Source organism: Polyangium jinanense, assembly GCF_028435365.1.
The window spans coordinates 32,809-50,190 of record NZ_JAGTJJ010000017.1 but is presented as its reverse complement, the minus strand read 5'-3'; the positions used below and the strand labels follow the sequence as shown (position 1 = coordinate 50,190).

Below are 17,382 nucleotides of genomic sequence, written 5' to 3'. Positions count from 1 at the left end.
GTGACAAGTTGACAACACGCGCGAGGGCCTGTGGCGGATGCCGCGGGGGACGTGTAGGGTCGCGGCCGCGAGGAGGCTCGATTCCATGACCGTCTCAGCGATCTTCGATCCCGCGCGCTGGCGCGAGGTGCCGGGTTTTTCGTTCACGGACATCACCTACCACCGCGCCGTGGACCAGGGCACCGTGCGTATCGCTTTCCACCGGCCCGAGGTGCGCAACGCGTTTCGGCCGAAGACGGTGGACGAGCTCTACACGGCGCTCGAGCACGCGCGGATCACGTCGGACGTGGGCTGCGTGCTCATCACGGGCAACGGCCCCTCGCCGAAGGACGGCGGCTGGGCCTTCTGCTCGGGCGGCGATCAACGAATTCGCGGCAAGGATGGGTACAAATACGAGGGGAGCGAGGCCGGCGAGGTGGACGCGGCGCGCCTCGGCCGACTGCACATCCTGGAGGTGCAGCGTCTCATTCGTTTCATGCCGAAGGTCGTGATCGCCGTCGTGCCGGGCTGGGCCGTGGGCGGCGGGCACAGCCTGCACGTCGTCTGCGACATGACGCTCGCGAGCCGGGAGCACGCGCGGTTCAAGCAGACGGATCCCGACGTGGCGAGCTTTGACAGCGGCTACGGATCGGCGCTGCTCGCGCGTCAGGTCGGGCAGAAGAAGGCGCGGGAGATCTTCTTCCTCGGCCTCGATTACACGGCGGAGCAGGCTGCGGCGATGGGGATGGTGAACGCCGCCGTGCCGCACGAGGACCTGGAGAAGGTGGCGCTCGAATGGGGCGCGCTCATCAACGGCAAGAGCCCGACCGCGATGCGAATGCTGAAATACGGCTTCAACCTCCCGGACGAGGGCCTCGTGGGCCAGCAGCTCTTCGCCGGCGAGGCGACGCGGCTCGCCTACGGCACCGAGGAGGCCGAAGAGGGCCGCGACGCGTTCCTGGAAAAGCGCAAACCCGATTACAAGAAATTCCCCTGGCATTATTGACGGCGCGTCACGGCGCGTTCGTCGCGAAAAACGTATCCCCAGTTGCCACAGTCGCGCTCGCCCGGTCGTCCTGAACACGAACAGCCGGGCTCGGGCCTGCCCCGACATCGGGAGCCGGGCGCCCACCATGGCCTACCAAGGCGACCGTCTCGTTACGGTATACTACCCTTTCACGCCACGTGGCCGAACCTCCCGTCCCGACCGCATCCCCGTCCTTGCCGCACGAAGGCCCGAGCCAGGGGACCGTCGCGACGAACCGGGACAAAGCGCGCCACGCCGCCGCGTCGTCGCTCCTCGGCATCGCCCTCAGCCGGGCCGAGGTCGAGCGCGTCGTGCTCCTGTCGACGCTGCTCTTCCTGTCCGCCCTCTTGCTCGTCGTCGGCCGCACCGCGCGCGACGCGCTCTTTTTGACGCGTTTTCCCGTCACGTGGATCGCGCCGATGTGGATGGCGTACGGCGTGGTCTCGGCCGTCGTGGCCTTCGGCTACGAGCGCGGGCTCCGGAAGCTGCCGCGCGCGCGTTTCGGCGCGGTGTTCGCGCTCGGCGCGGCCGCGAGTTACGTCCTGCTCCGCGTGCTCATCGGCGAGGACATCGGGCCCGCGTACCTGATCTTCGCGATCTGGGCCGACGTCATCGCGAACCTGACCGGCATGCTCGCCTGGAGCATCGCGCAGGACCTCTACGACGCGCGCAGCGCCCGGCGGATCTTCGGGTTGATCGGCGCGGGGCACATCGCGGGCACGGTGGTCTCGGGCCTCGGCGCGGGCGCGATCGCGCCCATCATCGGCGCGGAAAACCTCATCTTCGTGCTCGTCGCGGCCCTGCTCGGCGTGGCCCTCCTCTGCCGCATCGTCGCGCGAAGGCACGGCACGACCTCGCGGAGCCGCGCCGACGATCGGCCGAACGCGCAAAAGCAAGAGCAGACGCCGCTCTTCAACTCGCGGTACGTCGGCGCCCTCGCCGTGACGATCCTGGTCGTCTACACGATCCTCACGGTCGGCGATTACCAGTTCAAGGCGATCGCCCGCACGTCGTACCCGGACCGCGATTCGCTCGCGCGGTTCATGGGCACGTTTTACGGCGTCATCGGGATCGTCGGGCTCTTCGTCCAGCTCGTGGTCACGCCGCGGATGCTCGATCGCGCGGGCGTGCTCGGCGGCGCGGCCACGATGCCCATCGCGTTCCTCGCGAGCACGACGCTGCTCCTCGCCTTCCCCTCGATGCCGCTCGCGGCGGTGCTCAAGGCGAGCGACAACGCGCTGCAGTTCTCGATCTTCGACGTGACGCTGCAGATCCTGTTCTTCCCGTTCCCCGCGGCGCTCCGGGATCGGGTGCGAACGCTCGCGTCCGCGATCATGAAGCCTCTCGGCTGCGGCGTCGGCGCGGCGCTGCTGCTCGCGTTCAGCCCCTCGGCGAACGAAGCACAGCCGGGAGCTTCGCTCATCACGGCCGCGGCGAAACTCGGCTACGTGACGCTGCCGATCGGCCTCACGATCCTGCCGCTCCTGCTCACGGTGCGGCGCGGCTACGTGGAGGCGATGCAGGGGACGCTCCTGCGCGGCAAGCTCACGCCGGAGATGCCCCAGCGCGGCGGCAGGGCCGTGGCCGCGCTCGCGGGGGCGCTGTCGAGCCTCGATGCGCCGCAGGTGCTCTTCGCCCTCGATCGGCTGCGGCAGCTCGATCCGGCGCGCGTCCGCGAGGCGCTGCCCGCGCTCACGCGGCACGTCTCGTCGCGCGTGCGGGCCGCGGCGCTCCGCACCTCCCGCGCCGTGGGGCACCCCGACGCCGCGACGCTGGCCCGCGAACGGCTCGAAGATACCGATCCCGAGGTCCGAGGCATCGCGGTCGAGCTCCTGGCGAACGCGCTCGGCGAAGACGCACACGAGGAGCTTTGCGCGCTCGCGACGCGAGGGGGTGACGAGGCCGTGCGGGCCGCGTCGATCGCGGCGCTGCTCCGTCACGGCGGGCTCGGCGGGATGCTGGAAGGCGCGCCGAGGCTGCGAGATCTGCTCGACAGCGAGGATCCCGCCGAGCGCGTGACGGCCGCGCGGGTGCTTGGTTTGGTGGGACAACCGCAGCTCGAACGCGCGGTCGCGCGGCTGCTCGCCGACGCAGATCCGGCCGTCAGAAAGGCTGCGCTCTCGGCCTCGGCGACGGTAGCCGCGCCGAAGCTCTTGCCGCTCCTCTGCGAAGCGCTCGCCGATCACACGCTCGGGAAGGCCGCGTCGAATGCCATCGTGGCGCTCGGCGATCGCGCGATCCCGCGGCTCGTGGCGACGCTCTCCGATCCGGGTGCGGATGCGACCGTGCGCCTCGCGATCCCACGACTTTTCTCGCGGATCGGCACGAGCGCCGCACTCGCCGCGCTGCTCGATCGGGTGGACGAACCGGACGACCGGGTCAGGCAGAAGGTGCTCGCCTCTGCCTCGCGGCTGCGCCTCGCGCTTGGTGCGCCGCCTGCGCCGCTCGAGCCCATCCGCGAGCGCATCGAACGCGAAGCCCAGACGCACGAGCGCGAGCGTGACGCCTACCTCCTGGTCCGCCCTCGCCTCGCGCGCCCGCTGCTCGACGCGCACGTCGAGCGCCGCCTGCGCAAGGGCCTCATCCGCATCCTGCGCCTCTGCGAGCTCGTCTACCCGCGCGAGGTCGTGGCCGGCGTGCGGACGCACGTCTTCGGCAAGGATCGCTCGCTCCGGGCGAACGCCTTCGAGGTGCTCGAATCGCTGCTCGATCGCCGGCGCGGCGCGCGGCTCGTCGCGCTCTTCGAGCGCTACCTGGAGCTCGCCGAGGGCCTGCCGCGCGGCGGCGCGGCTCCGAGCACGGACGACGTCGTGACCTTCGTGCGATCCGAGCTCCAGTCGAACGACCCGTACCGCGCCGCGCTCGTGCTCGAAGCGGTCGCGGCGCACCGGATCGAGGCGTGCGCGAAGGACGCGCTCGTCGCGCTCGACGCGCCCGATCCGCTCGTGCGCGAGGCTGCGGCGATCGCGGTGGTCGAGACGCGTGCCGAGGGCGCGGAGGAAAAACTCCGGGCCCTTTCGGCGGATCCGGATCGGGTCGTCGCGCGGTGGGCTGCGTACTTTGCGAGGACGGGGCGGAGCGGGATCGACGCGGGAGACGGCATGTACACGACGATCGAAAAAGTCCTCTTTTTGCAGCGTGTCCCGATCCTCTCGAAGATCTCGGGCGATGAGCTCGTGGGCCTTGCGCGGACCTCGGAGGTGCTCGGCCTGCCGCGCGGCGAGGTGATCTTCCGGCAAGGCGATTCGGGCGCCGCGCTCTACTTCATCATCTCGGGCTCGGTGAGCCTGCGCGTCGAGGGCAAGGAGGTCGTGCGGCTCGGTGCGAACGAAGTCTTCGGCGAGACGTCGATCATCGATCGCGAGCCCCGCGCCGCGACGGCGGTGAGCCTCGAACCCGTGGAGCTCCTGCGCGTGTCGGGCGAGGATTTCAGCGCTGCAGTGCACGACACGGCCGAGATCGCGATGGGCGTCCTGCGCGTGGTGAGCGGCCGGCTACGCGAGGCGGATCGCCGGCTCTCGATGGCGGAAGACGAGCTCGCGCGGCTGCGCAAAAGCTCGAACCCGACGGGAGAAAAACCGCCGCCCGAGGGCGACGCGGCGGCGGCGCGTCGGAGCTGGGACGACGACGAATGAAGCGTCAGGGGCGCTGCGGGGAACGCAGATCCGCCTCGATTTGACGGAGTAGCGCGGCCTCGCGGGCGCGGTTCGGGTGACGCTCGACGAAGGGCGCGAGGTTCGCCCGCACCTCTTCGAGTCGGCCTTGCCGGGCGAGGAAAACCGAGAGGTTGAAGACGGCCTTCGTCGAGTCCGGATCGAGCTCCACGGCCTTGCGGAAGTGCTCTTCCGCCTCGCGCACGCGCCCCGTGTCGAGCATCGCCACCCCGAGCTGCGCGTGCGGCTCGGACCACGTCGGGAGGATCTCGACGGCACGCTCGAACGACGCGATCGACGCGGCGGACTTGCCCTCGTTGAGCAGCGCCGAGCCGTAGTTGTGATGCGCCCGCGCCGACCTCGGCACGACCTCCATCGCCGACGCGAACAGCGTCCGATCGTTCTCCCAGTCCGCGGCGCGGCTCCACGCGAGCGCCAGATTGGCGAGCATCACGGGGCCGAGCACGAGCACGAACGAGCGCAGGTTCGCCGGCTCCACCTTCGGCCGCTTCTGCGCCGCGCGCTTCTTCCCCTTCCCCGCGGATGCTGCGGGGAAAACGAGCCCCCCCGGCGTTCGCTCCAGCATCCACTCGCCGATCCGCGCAACCATGAGCGCGAAGCCCGCGGCCGGCAGATAAAGCAGCCGCTCGGCGAAGATCGTCGGCAGCACGAAGGGGAGCTGACTCATGACGATCCACGGCACGAGCACCATCACGGCCGCGAGCGCGAAGAGCGGCTCTCGCCGGCGCAGGCGGATCGAAAGCACGACGAGTCCCACGAGCACGAGCGCCCCGACGAGGACAGGCAGCGCGAACGGGCTGTGCTCGGGCAGGATCGCGGCGTACGAGTAGTCCGCCGACAAACCCACGGGCAGGACGATCTTGCCGAGCGCCATGGCAAACAGCCGCAGCGAGGTAAAGATCCGCGGCCCCCATCCCTCGGCGAGCAGCGGGTTTGCCTGGAGCTCGCGAGAAACCGCGGCGAGCGGCGACGCGAAGGCCACGGTGCGCAACGCGATCACGAGGACCGCCGCGGCGACGAGAGAACCGTACCGCGCCGAAAGGATCCGTGGCGCGCGCCCCGGCGGCGCGAGGAGCCGATCGGCCAGGAAAAGAAACAGCGGAAAGACGATCGCGGACTCCTTGGAGGCGAGCGCCCCCGCAAACGCGAGCGCCGCCCACAGGCTGCTCCGAGGCTCCTCTGGCTCGTCCGCGCGCCCCGCGACGAACCACGCGAGCCACCCTAGCCCTGCCGCCATCACGTCCGCGCGCCCCACGAGCCCCACCACGGCCTCCGTGTTGACGCCGAGCACGCCGAACACCATCGCCGCGACGACGGCGAACGTCGTCCGCCCCGTGTGCCGCGAAAGCGCGAGCGCGAGCACCACCGACGTCGCCGCGTGCAAGAGGAGGTTCGTCTCGTGAAACCCGCCCGTGATGTGCTTGTTCAGCCAGAACGAGAGCACGACGAGCGGCCGCCACGTCCCCGGCCCCTCGCCCGGCGGACGCCCCCAGAAATCCGAGCCGAAGAGCGCCCCGAGATCGAGGTCGCCCTGCACGACCGGGTTCTCCTGGATCGCGCCGCGATCATCGAAGACGAAGCCCGCGCCGATCGCGCGCGCATGCCCGAAGAAGGCAGCCGCCGCGACGAGCGCGAGCGCGCCGCGGGACAGAGCTGCCTTCGCTCGGGTCATGGTCCTACTTGATGATGCGCGCCTGAACGGTACCCGCACGCAGATCGTCGCGCAGGACGAGCTCGTAGCGGTTCGAGTCGAGGCTACCCGACCGCAGCACGAAGATGATCGCCTGCGCCCGCCGATCGCTGAGGTCCGCGCTCACGCCCTTCGTGCCGAGCGAGACGCTGACCTGCTCGATCTTCGGGTTCGCGCGCATCGTCGCCGCGATCTCCTCGAGCGCCGCTTGCCCCTCGGGCGTGAGCTGATCGCCCGTGCTGAACTTGATCGGCGGTTTGATCTCGAACGATTCTCCCTTGAGCCGCGCGTACTTCGGGCAGCCCTCGGGCGCCGGCCCCGGCTCCACGGGGCACTTGTCCACGGGCTCCGGGAGCTGATCGTTGTCGACGTCCGGACAACCGTTCGCCTCGGCGCTCGCGTGCTTGACGCCCGGGCTCTGCGGGCAAGCGTCCTCTTCGTCGATGATGTTGTCGCCGTCCTTGTCGCTCGACGGACAGCCGCGCTTCTTCGGATCCGCGTTCTCGGGCCCCGCCTCGGCAGGGCAGGCGTCTTCGGCGTCGGGGATCTTGTCGAGGTCGCCATCCGGCGGCCCCTTGGGCGCGACCGGCTTGGGCCGTCCCCCGCCGACGTACGCGAGGCTCAGGACCCCGCGGAAGCCCGGCGCGCCCGCGGCGCCGCCGAACCCGGGCCCGCCGCTCACACCGATCTGCATCCCGCCGAACGCCATGCGCACCGATGCGAGCGGCTCGATCTGCAGATCGATCGAGCTCGGAGGATCCTTGCCCGCGTCCACGGACGCGTGGGTCTGGTTGAACATCGCGAAGCTCGGCTCGAGCCCGACCCACAGAAACGACGCGGCGCGGAACTGCGCGGCGCACGCGAGCGCGATCCGCTCGCCGTCGGAGCCGGCGACATCGATGAAGAACAGGGGCGACACGAACGCCGTGCAACCCCACCGCAGCCGGTCCTTCTCGCTCGCAATGCCGAGATCCACCTCGGCGCGAAGCCTCTTGTCCGAGAGGAACGACGCCGTTGACCCGACAGGCGCCCAGAACCGTGCGCCCGCGACGAACGTGAAGGCCTTCGTGTCGACCGGACGGAAATGGAGACCTGCACGGAGATCTCCGACGCCGAACGTCTCGGACTGACGGATGAGGACGCCGTACTTGTCGAACGGCTCGTCGCCGTTGATGAAGAGCGCGACGGGGAGCGCGAGGTCGACGGTGAGCCAGGGCAGCGGCGTGATCGAGCCGCCGACGTGCGCGAGCAGCGCGTTTTTGACGGGCGTCGCCGCGACGTTCTCGCCGCCTTGCCCATCGACGGTGACGGCCTTGAGCAGCCCCATGCCGTAGTCGAACGACAGGCCGAACGCGAACTCGATGGTGTTCGGGCCCTTCTCGTGAGGTCCGAGCGCACGAAGGAAGGGGCTCTCCGGCGAGGCCGGCTGGAGCTGGTCGATGCGGATGCCCTCGTCGAGACGGGCCTTGTTTTCCTGGGCCGATGAAGCGCCCGCGAGGGAAAAGCCCATCGCGAACGCGAAAAGCCCTGCCCATCCTTGCCGTGCACGCACGGGGCCACCTTACATGCACTGCAGGGGCCGTTGGAACTGGGACCTGCATCGGAACGAAGATCCTGCGCAGGCAGGTTCGCGCCCCGACCTCTGAGCGCCCCGCGGGCCGAGATCACGAGGCGCAGCAACGATCCCGCCCCTCGCCCGTCCAAGGGATCACGGCGCGGAACGACGTTTGCAAGACCGTAGCGACGAGCGCTTCCGCTCTGGCAACTGCTTCGACGAGGTCCCATCATCATGAACGCCATGCGCTTTGCCGAGACGTCGCCCAGCAACGATCGCCCCGCGCCCCGGCCCGCCTTGCCAGGGCGTCGCTTCACTTCTGTCGCGCTGTCGCTCCTCGCGGCAGCACTTTCGTTCACACCTCTGGCAGTCCAAGCGGATACACCCGCGGGCCTGCCCCAGGGCTGGACGAGCGACGCGCCCGAGGAGAACACCGCCCCGAATGCCGCTGGCTTCCAGCCCACGCAAGCCGTGGACGCGCAGGTCAGCGTGTCGGTGTCGGCCGACGAATACGTCGACACGGATCCGGCCGCGCTCAACGATTTCCGCGAGCCGCTCGCGGCCTACGGCACGTGGGTCGACGATGGCACGTACGGCACGGTCTGGGTGCCGAGCGCGAGCGTCGTCGGATCGGACTTCGCGCCGTATCAGACCGCGGGCCACTGGGAGCTCGACGCCGACAGCAACTGGATGTGGGTCAGCGATTACGACTGGGGCTACATCCCGTTCCATTACGGTCGCTGGACCTGGATCGGCGGTCGCGGCTGGGGCTGGATCCCGGGCCGCGTGTATGCGCCCGCGTGGGTCACGTGGCGCATGACGGATTATGGCTACGTCGGCTGGGCTCCGATGGCGCCGACCTGGTACTGGTTCGGCGGCTCCGCGGTGAACGTGTGGGTGACGCCGTCGTCGGCGTTCGTGTTCTGCCCGTCGAGCTACGTCTTCCACCGCCACGTGCACACGTACGTCGTGCGGGATCGTGACGTCGTTCGCCGCATCGGCGCGCATTCGCGCCCGTATCGCCCGGCCCAACCCACGGCGGGCGGCGGTGGCGGCGGCGCAAACGCGCGTTCGTCGTATCGCCCGGCCTCGCCCACGCTCGCCGAGGCGAAGATCCCCTCCGGGGCTGCCCCGGAAAAACGCTCGGCGCCCGATGCGCGCGCGGTCGCTTATTCGCGCCGCAGCACGACGGCGCAGGCGAAGACGATGCCGGCCCCGTCGCGCGGGCTCGTCGCCGCGCCGTCCGTTTCCAGGGCCAACGGCGCGCATGCCGAGGGTCGTGGCGTGCAGGTCGATCGCAGCCCGCGCGGCGAGGTCAGCCCGCGTGACGTGCGTGGCAGCCGCCCCGAGGTGTCCACGCCGAGCGCCTCGCCCTCGCGCCCCGCGGTCGCGCCGTCGAGGCCGGCCGCCTCCTCGCCGAAGCCCTCGCGGCCAGCGACCGAGTCGCGCCCGTCGACCGAGTCGCGTCCCTCGGCCTCGCCGTCGCGGCCGTCGGTCTCGCCCTCGCGTCCCTCGGTCTCGCCGTCGCGGCCCTCGGCCTCGCCCTCGCGACCTTCGATCTCGCCCTCGCGTTCGTCGTCGCCGTCGCGTTCGTCGTCGTCGCCGTCGCGTTCGTTCTCGCCGTCGCCGCGGCGAGGGCGGTAACCCGCTGATCTTGGCCCGTCTCTTGCGAAACCGCCGAACAGGAGCACGCCCGATGCCTTCTTTTCTACGCAACGTGAAGCTTGGTTCACTGACGGTGTGGCCGGCCGTTCTCGGGCTCGTCGCCTGCGTCGGCCTGGGGAGCACCACGACGGGATGCATCATCGTCGACGACGACGATGACGATACGGTGATCATCGACGACGGCCCGCGGCCCTCGGAGGTGCCGATGGAGATGAGCATCGAGACCGATGTCCAGCTCGACGCGGTCCCGGGCGACGGCGTGGGGGTGTTCGTCGAGTACTACTCGAGCGGCGTGTACCGGGTCTGGACGACCTGCGACACGAGCTTCTCCGGCGCGGTTTGCCCGATGGACATCTTCATGTCGGTCGACACGAGCTCGACGATCGACGCCATCACGACGGACGATCTCGAAGGCGCCGACCACGTGAACATCAATGAAGCCGCGGGGACGGTCGATCTGCACGTCGATACGGGCGTGGACTACGACGCGCTCGAGATCAGCACGACGCCCGGCGCGATCCTCCGCCTCGAAGTCCTCATCGACGGCGTGCCGCAGCCGCGCTTCGTGTACTGGTTCGGCAACGGCGTCCTGCACAACGGCGCCCCGACAAGCCCGGTCGACTTCGTCCCGACCGTGCCGTGAACGAAAAAGGCCCGGCCGACACCACGTCGACCGGGCCTTTCCTCTCCCCACCCAGCGCCTTCTACTTGCCCTTCTTCGGTGCCGGCTTGTCCGCGGCCTTCGCGGCCGGTTTGTCCGCGGGCTTCGCCGCCGCATTCGCCGGCTTGCCCTCCGGATCCCAGAGCTCGGGTTCGCCGAGGCTGAGCGTCGCGAGTTGCGGGCCGACCGCATCGCGCGGGCCCACCACGATCACCGTCGCCGACGCCGGATCCACGTGCGTCTTCGCGAGCGCCGTGACCTCCGTGAGCGTCGCGCTCTGCCGCGCGCGGGTCGCCTCGCTGTCGTGCGACGGCGAGAGCCCGAGCCGCGCCAGTGTCGCGAGCCTGCGCGCCGTGCCGCTCACGGTCTCGTAGGTCTGCATGAGGTCGGCGCGATCCTGCGCCTTCGCCTTCTCCAGCTCCTCCGCCGTCGGCCCGGAAGCCGCCATCTTCGTCAGCTCGCTCAGCATCTCCTTCAACGCGACGCCCGTCGCGGGCGTCTCGACCGAGGCGATGGCCCAGAACCCGCCCTTGTTGCGGCTCTCCTGGAACGTCGAGCCCGCGCCGTACGCCCAGTGATGCTCCTCGCGCAGGTTCATGTTGAGCCGCGACGTGAACGAGCCGCCGAGCGCCGTGTTGATGAGCTCGAGCCGCGGCAGCGTGGGATCGTTCGCGGCCACGCCATCGCGCACGACCGCGATGACGGACTGCGGGGCGCCGGGCCGATCGACGAGCACGAGCTTCGGGCGCGCCGAAGCAGCGCGCGGGCCCGGGAAGTCCGCCTGCTTCGGCGCGGCTTTCGCGGGCGGCGCTTTCCAGGCGCCGAGCTGCGCGTCGACGATGTCCGTCACCTCCTTGCGGGAGATGTCGCCGGCCACGACGAGCACCGCGCGATCGGGGCGGAAGCTCTCCGTGTAGAAGCGCTTCACGGTGGGCAGATCGAGCTTCGCCGCCGCTTCGAGCGAGCCATCGGCGGGGTGGCCGTAGGGCGTGTCCGGGCCGAAGAGCACCGCGGCGTTGATCACGCGCGAGACGCTCATCGGCTCGTCGGACCGCTTCTTCAGGTTGTTCTGCCAGAGCTCCGAGACGCGCTTCCACTCCTTCGCGTCGAAGTGCGGCCGCGCGACGACATCGGAGAAGATGCCGAACGCCGCGTTGAAGTTGTTCTTCAGCACCGTGAGCGAAACGACGCTCGCGTCGGCGCTCGTGCCGAGCGCGAGCGTCGCGCCGAGGTCGTTGATGCCGCTCGACACCTCGACGGCGCTGCGCTTGCCGGCGCCCTCGTCGAGCATGTCGGTCGTGATGTGCATCAGGCCGGGCTGGTTCGCCGGATCGGCCGAGGACCCGCCGCGCACGACGAGCACCGCCGACACGAGCGGCAAGCCGTGTTTCTCCACGAGCCAGACCGAGAGGCCGTTCTTGGTCGTGAACGTCTCGACGGCGGGAGGTGTGAACGGACGGCTCGGCGGAAGCTCCGGCTTCGGGCCGAGCAGGTCCACCGCGGATGCCGCTGGCTTCGTCTCGGCGACGGGCGGGGTCGTTTCCTTCGTCGTCGGATCGGCCGGCTGAACCTGCGGCTCGGCGCCGCACGCGGCGAGCGCCGTCACCGCGGCGAGCGAGAGCAAGGCCGACTTCTTGGCAAACCTCACGGGGCACCTCCGGCGCCGTTCGTCTTCTTTTCGGGCTCCACGTGGATGATCACGCGGCCGTTCGGGTCGAGGTGGCTCTTCACGATTCGCTGGAGCGACTCCGGCGTGACGCCGCGGTAGCGCGCGAGATCCTTCTCGGCGAAGCCCGGATCCCCGACGTACGTCTCGTACTGGTTCAGCATGGAAGCGCGCGCGGTGACCGACTGCAGCCGCGAGACGAAGCTCGTCTCGAACTGGTTTTTTGCGCGCGCGATCTCCGCCGCGCTCACGGCCTCGTTCGTGATCTTCTTCATCTCCTCGTCGATCGCGGCTTCGAGCTGGGCGAGGGTCACGCCGGGGCGCGCGATGGCCTCGACGAGGAAGTACGAGCCGAGATCTCCGGACGCTTGGTAGGCCGAGACCTCCTGCGCGATCGCCTTGTCGTAGACGAGCGCCTTGTAGAGCCGGCTCGCCTTGCCGTCGGTGAGGATTACGCTGAGCAGGTCGAGCTCCGCGTCGCCGGGCGCGTACCGCGCGGGGCTGTGCCACGCCATCACGACCTTGCCGAGCTCCACCTTGTCCGTGAGCGTGTCGCGCACGACCTTGTCGAGCTTCACGGGCTTCGCCGGGGGCGCCGCGGGCACGGGCGAGGACGGGATCGAGCCGAACCACTTCTCGATGACCGGCTTGATCTCGGCCGGCGAGAAGTCCCCCGCGACCACGAGCGAGGCGTTGTTCGGAACGTACCAGCGCTTGAAGAAGCCCTTCACGTCGTCCACGGTCGCGGCCTGCAGGTCCTCGTGCGAGCCGATCACCGGGTGGTGGTAGGGATGATCCGCGGGGAAGAGCAGCTCGGGGAGGCGCAACTCGACCTTGCCGTAAGGCTCGTTCTCCGTGCGCTGGCGTCGCTCGTTGCGCACGACCTCGCGCTGGACGTCGAGTTTTTCCTTCGTCATCTCGTCGGCGAGCGAGGAGAAGCGATCGGCCTCGAGCCAGAGCAAGAGCTTCAGCGTGTGCGCAGGGCCGACGTCGAAGTAGTCCGTGCGGTCCTCGCTGGTCCACGCGTTGTTCCAGCCGCCCTCGGACTCCATCCACGTGTCGAACATCTTGGGCGGCGCGCGGCGCGTGCCCATGAACATGAGGTGCTCGAAGAGGTGCGCGAAGCCCGTGCGCTTCGGCTCCTCGAAGCGCGAGCCCACCTTCACCATCGTGTTCACCACGACGAGCGGCAGCGCGTGATCCTCGTGCAGGATCACCGTGAGGCCGTTCGGCAGCGTGTACTTCTCGAACGGGACCTTGATCTCGGCCTTCTGCTCGGCACGAGCAGTCGCGACGAACGAGGGCGAAGCGAGCGGCGCGGCGAACGCGAGCGCAGAGGCGAGGAGCACCGCGGCTCGCGCGCGGCGCTTTCGAAGGGGCGGACGGATCGATCGCATGGCCGGAGAGCGTGCCCCGTCGGCCCGCGATTGCAAGCGGCGAGCGCGGCCAGAGGTGCGGAGAGAAGAACCTAGCGACGGCTTCGCGAGGGGGCCTTCGCGGGCGAGGTCGCCGGCGTGCGCTCGTCCGACGACGAACCGCTCTTCTGGCCCTTCACGACGACGGCGATGCCCACGACGAGGGCGACCAGGAAGAGAACGAAGAAGAAGATCTTCCAGAACGAATACGGCGCCTTGCCGATCACCTCGCCGGTCTGTCCGTTCACGAGGAACTGGTAGGGCTTGTCCTGGTACCGATAGGCCGCGATCCACACGGGCAAGAGCACGTGCTTGAAGGTCACGTACGAGAAGTGGTTGTCGACGTGCAGGTTCCTGTGCTCGTCGCCCGGAACGTCGCTCCCGCAGCGGCTCCGCTGGGTGGAGGCCATGATGGTTTGCCCCGTTTGCCACGCGGGCATGAGATCGATCGCGTAGGACTCGGCGCGCCAGCCGGCGAGGAACTCGGGTCGGTAGGGCGTGAGCTCGCGCGTGTTGAAGGTGCGGAAGTCATCCCCGAGGTTCTCGGGAAGGCCCTTCGAGGCGCACACGATCACGTCGTCGAAGGCGTCGGTGCGACGGCCACGCGCCGGCTCCCAGCGCGTCTTCTGCACCTGCCGCGTCTGACGGTTGCCCTGCTCGTCCGTGTACGTTTCGGTCTCGTAATAATGGTAGCCGGCCTCGGCGGTCCACGAGGAGTCGACGCGCGCGTCGAACGTCCAGTAAGGGACGTACACGCCGGCAAACCCCTCGACCTTGGCCATCTTCTTGAGGTCGTTCGGGCGGAACCAGAGCGAGCCGAGCCACTCTTCGAAGCGATGGTTCGCGTTGTTCTTGTCGACCTTGAAAGGGACGACGGACTCGGGCCGGATCGCCGTGCCCGCGGACTCCTGCGCGAGGACCTGGTGGGAGCGGCAAAACGTGCACGTCGCGGTCTGCTCGCCCGGCGGGACGTTGACCGTCGCGCCGCACTCGCGGCAGCTCACCTGCGCGACCGGCGTGCCGTAGCCACGCGCGGCGAGGCGCATGCCCTCTTCGATCGGGATCTCGCGGACGAGGCCCCCGGTCGCCTGCGGGATGGCCTGCTGAAAGCCGCAATAAGGGCACTTCATGGCCTGCGCGCCGGCGTCGTAGCCGAGCTTCGCGCCGCACTGGCCGCACGGGAACGTGTCGCCCGAAGGCCCCGGATCGAATGCGCTCGTCACCTCTCGTCCTCCGGCGGCGATGTTACAGGGAAGCCCGGCGCAAAGGCCACGCGCGCGAGCTTCGCGTCACGTGGCCTCGACGTCGGCCTCAGGCGTGGGGGCGTGCGAGGGCAGATCGAGGAGGCTTGCTTCACGCTTCTTGCTGATCTCACCCGCGCGCGCGAGGGCGATGCGGAAGAGGACGGGGCCGAGCATCTCGTTGATGACGATCGTGCCGAGGATGAGCGTGGATGCGGCCTGGCCCCACGGCTTGAACGAGTTCGCGACGAGGTTCGCGAGGCCGATCGCGACGCCGGCCTGCGGGAACATGCCGAAGGGGATGCGGGCCGCGACCTCGGGATCGACCTTCGCGACGCGAGCGCCGAAGCGCGCGCCGGCGTAGATGCCCGCCGCGCGGGTGAGCGCCGCCATGGCCGCATAGGGCGCGACCGTGAAGAAGGCGTGCAGGTGTACCTCGGCGCCGACGACCGCGAAGAAGACAGCAAAGGTGGGCATCGCCGCGACCTCGGTCTCGTGGATGACTTCGTGGCCGCTGACGGGGCTGATGTTCTCCAGGAAGAGGCCCGCGGAGAGGCCAACGAGCAGCGGGTCGAGGTGCAGGGCGCCGCCGATCTCGGCGACGACGAAGAGGACGGCGAAAACGAAGAGGCCGATGCGCTGGCCCACACGGCGAATGTAGAGCGCCGAGATGAGGCCGACGGCAATGCCGGTCGCGATGGAGCCGAAGATGTGCACCGCGAGGGCGCCGAAAATCGAGTGCCCGCCCGCGCCGCTTGCCGCAGCCTCGGGCGGGAACACGGCGCGCGCCACGGACTCGGTGAACGAGAAGGCGATGACGACCGCGAGATCCGCGAGCACCACGATCGAGAGGCACATCTCGCTGAGCGGGCCGACCGCGCGCGTCTCCTTGAGGATGCCCATCACGACGGCCGGCGAAAGCGCGCAGAGGACGGTGGCGCAGATGAGCGCGACCGCGAGGCGCTGCGCCGAGGTCATGTCCGCGGTGAAGTCAATGCGCTTGAGGACGAACGCGAAGAGGCCGAAGAGAAGGACGAACTCGGTGAGGAGGCCGAAGATCGAAACGAGGCCGATGCTGCGGATCTTCGGGCGGAGGCGCGCGAAGTTGAGCTCGCATCCGGCGTTCAGTGCGATGAGCCCGACCGCGACCTTCTTCACCAGCGTGAGGTCGCCGAGCATCGACGGCGTGATGAGGCGGAGCACCTCGGGGCCGAAGATCGCGCCGCAAAGGATGAAGCCCGTGAGGTGCGGCAAACGGAGATCGTGGAAGATGTGCCCCGTCTGCATCGCCGCGATCAGCAAAAAGCCAAACGCGAGCGCCGCGCCCGAGCCCGTGATCGTGGCGTCGGCGGGCAAGAAGGAGCGCGCGGCGAAGGAGATGCCGGCGACGAGCGCGAGGACGAGCGCTGCGCGGATCACGCGCTGCCCTCCGGGGTCGTCGTGATGACCGGAGCTTCGTCAACCTGGGGCCTCGGCGCCTCCGGGGCCTGCACGCGGGTGGGCGGGATCGGGGTGAGATCCACGCCGGTGCGCCGGCGCCGCCACTCGAGCATCCGCACCACGACCTCGGTGAGCACGCCGCCGATGATCACGGCGTTGATGGCCCAGCGGACGCGCTCGGGGCCGTAGCCGTGGTACAGCGTCGCCGCGCTGACCATGAGGACGATGGCGCTCGGGCTCTGCGGCGCGAGCGCGAGCGCCAGCATGCGCGCGCTCGGCAGCTCCTTCGGGCCCACGCGCTTCGACCAGATCGCGCCGAGGCGTTTGCCCGCGACGCGCGCGAGGACGAACGCGGTCGCGAGGAGCCAGCCCTGCCACTCGAGCGGCCGCCACGTCGCGCCGACGACGAGAAGGAAGATCAGGTAGATCGGGCGCTCGACGTCGAGGAGCGTCTTCTTCAAACCTTCGAGATCGCGGATCGGGAGGTTCGCGAGCAAGGCGCCCGCGATCGCGCAGACGACGGGGACGCTGAGCGCGAGGTAGCCCGCGACGCCCGCGGAGAGCGCGACCGCGCCGAGCAGGAGCGTGAGCTCCTCGGCCGCGTTGCGCGCGCCGCGCAGGAGGACGTACGTGAGGATGCCGAGCACGCCGCCGAGGCCGAGCGTCAGGAGGAGCCACGCCGACGCCGGCAAGACCCAGCGTGTCGTGTCGTTCTCCGGGCGGAAGAGGATCGCAACGACGCCGAGGAGCGCGAGGCCCGTGACCTCGTCGAGGCTCGTGATCTCGTCGATCATGCGCGCGGCCTTGCGGCCGACGCGGCGCTCCCAGAGCTCCATGCTGATCGGCGCGCTCGGCGCGGCGCAGGCCGCGAGCACGAGGGCGTCACGCGCGAAGGCGTTTCGCTCCCACGGCACACCCATGCCGAGCAGCGCCATGGCGCAGAAGCCCGCGGTCGTGAGCATCGGGACGACGGACTCGAGCACGATGACGGGGCCGAGCGACGCAGGCAGCGCGTCGAGTTTGCGCACGTCGAAGTGCAAGCCCACGATGAACCCGACCCAGCCGAGGCCAAACTCGAACGCGGGCTTGAGGTCGATGAGGACCTGCGGCGTCAAGATGCCCACGCTGTCGAGCGAGAAGACTGCGCCCATCGCAAGGAACGGCACGCCCGCGGAGATGAGGACGGTGACGCCGAAGCGCTGCTCGAGCGCCTTCACCTTCGGCTGCGCGAGGAGCACGGCGAGCCCGAGCGCGCTCGCGAGGCCGATGACGATTCGCAGCCGATCGGGGGGCATGGGCGTTGGAGTATCAGCCAGATCGGCCGTCATGCCTCCCGGAAAGCACGGCTGCGCGCCGCGCCTCACGACCA

11 protein-coding genes are annotated in these 17,382 nt (G+C 69.7%); 4 read left to right on the top strand and 7 right to left on the bottom strand.

From position 1 onward, the window contains the following. Nucleotides 1-85: 85 nt before the first annotated feature. Together KEG57_RS25760 and KEG57_RS25755 are read left to right on the top strand one after the other, a co-directional pair. Nucleotides 86-985 (top strand): 1,4-dihydroxy-2-naphthoyl-CoA synthase, encoded by a 900-nt coding sequence (locus KEG57_RS25760; protein ID WP_272427713.1) that lies wholly within the window; start codon nt 86-88, stop codon nt 983-985. Between the two features lie 179 nt (nt 986-1,164). Beyond that, nucleotides 1,165-4,641, top strand: coding sequence for an Npt1/Npt2 family nucleotide transporter (locus tag KEG57_RS25755; RefSeq protein ID WP_272427714.1), 3,477 nt, complete (start codon nt 1,165-1,167; stop codon nt 4,639-4,641). A 4-nt stretch (nt 4,642-4,645) separates the two neighbouring features. On the opposite strand, the gene KEG57_RS25750 is transcribed toward KEG57_RS25755, so the two are convergent. Together KEG57_RS25750 and KEG57_RS25745 are read right to left on the bottom strand one after the other, a co-directional pair. Beyond that, a complete protein-coding gene (locus KEG57_RS25750; RefSeq protein WP_272427715.1) occupies nt 4,646-6,352 on the bottom strand; it encodes a tetratricopeptide repeat protein in 1,707 nt (568 codons plus the stop codon). Nucleotides 6,353-6,356: 4 nt separating this feature from the next. After that, nucleotides 6,357-7,922 carry an OmpA family protein gene (locus KEG57_RS25745; RefSeq protein ID WP_272427716.1) on the bottom strand — a complete coding sequence of 522 codons (1,566 nt, stop codon included), beginning with the start codon at nt 7,920-7,922 and terminating at the stop codon, nt 6,357-6,359. Nucleotides 7,923-8,159: 237 nt separating this feature from the next. Here KEG57_RS25745 and KEG57_RS25740 point away from each other — a divergent pair, with 237 nt between their 5' ends. Both KEG57_RS25740 and KEG57_RS25735 read left to right on the top strand, forming a co-directional pair. Then, nucleotides 8,160-9,569: a DUF6600 domain-containing protein gene (locus KEG57_RS25740; RefSeq protein WP_272427717.1), complete on the top strand. Its 1,410-nt coding sequence runs from the start codon at nt 8,160-8,162 to the stop codon at nt 9,567-9,569. Nucleotides 9,570-9,621: 52 nt separating this feature from the next. After that, nucleotides 9,622-10,233, top strand: coding sequence for a hypothetical protein (locus tag KEG57_RS25735; RefSeq protein WP_272427718.1), 612 nt, complete (start codon nt 9,622-9,624; stop codon nt 10,231-10,233). Between the two features lie 61 nt (nt 10,234-10,294). On the opposite strand, the gene KEG57_RS25730 is transcribed toward KEG57_RS25735, so the two are convergent. The 5 genes from KEG57_RS25730 to KEG57_RS25710 form a co-directional block, all read right to left on the bottom strand. Next, nucleotides 10,295-11,899 carry a M16 family metallopeptidase gene (locus tag KEG57_RS25730; protein ID WP_272427719.1) on the bottom strand — a complete coding sequence of 535 codons (1,605 nt, stop codon included), beginning with the start codon at nt 11,897-11,899 and terminating at the stop codon, nt 10,295-10,297. After that, complete coding sequence (locus KEG57_RS25725; RefSeq protein WP_272427720.1) at nt 11,896-13,314, bottom strand: M16 family metallopeptidase; 1,419 nt, start codon at nt 13,312-13,314, stop codon at nt 11,896-11,898. The genes KEG57_RS25730 and KEG57_RS25725 overlap by 4 nt, the downstream gene beginning before the upstream one ends. A gap of 71 nt (nt 13,315-13,385) precedes the next feature. Then, entirely contained in the window at nt 13,386-14,555 is a 1,170-nt protein-coding gene (locus KEG57_RS25720; protein ID WP_272427721.1) for a TFIIB-type zinc ribbon-containing protein, read from the bottom strand. Nucleotides 14,556-14,621: 66 nt separating this feature from the next. After that, complete coding sequence (locus tag KEG57_RS25715; RefSeq protein ID WP_272427722.1) at nt 14,622-15,992, bottom strand: cation:proton antiporter; 1,371 nt, start codon at nt 15,990-15,992, stop codon at nt 14,622-14,624. Continuing rightward, nucleotides 15,989-17,308 (bottom strand): cation:proton antiporter, encoded by a 1,320-nt coding sequence (locus tag KEG57_RS25710; protein WP_272427723.1) that lies wholly within the window; start codon nt 17,306-17,308, stop codon nt 15,989-15,991. The genes KEG57_RS25715 and KEG57_RS25710 overlap by 4 nt, the downstream gene beginning before the upstream one ends. Between the last annotated feature and the right edge of the window lie 74 nt (nt 17,309-17,382).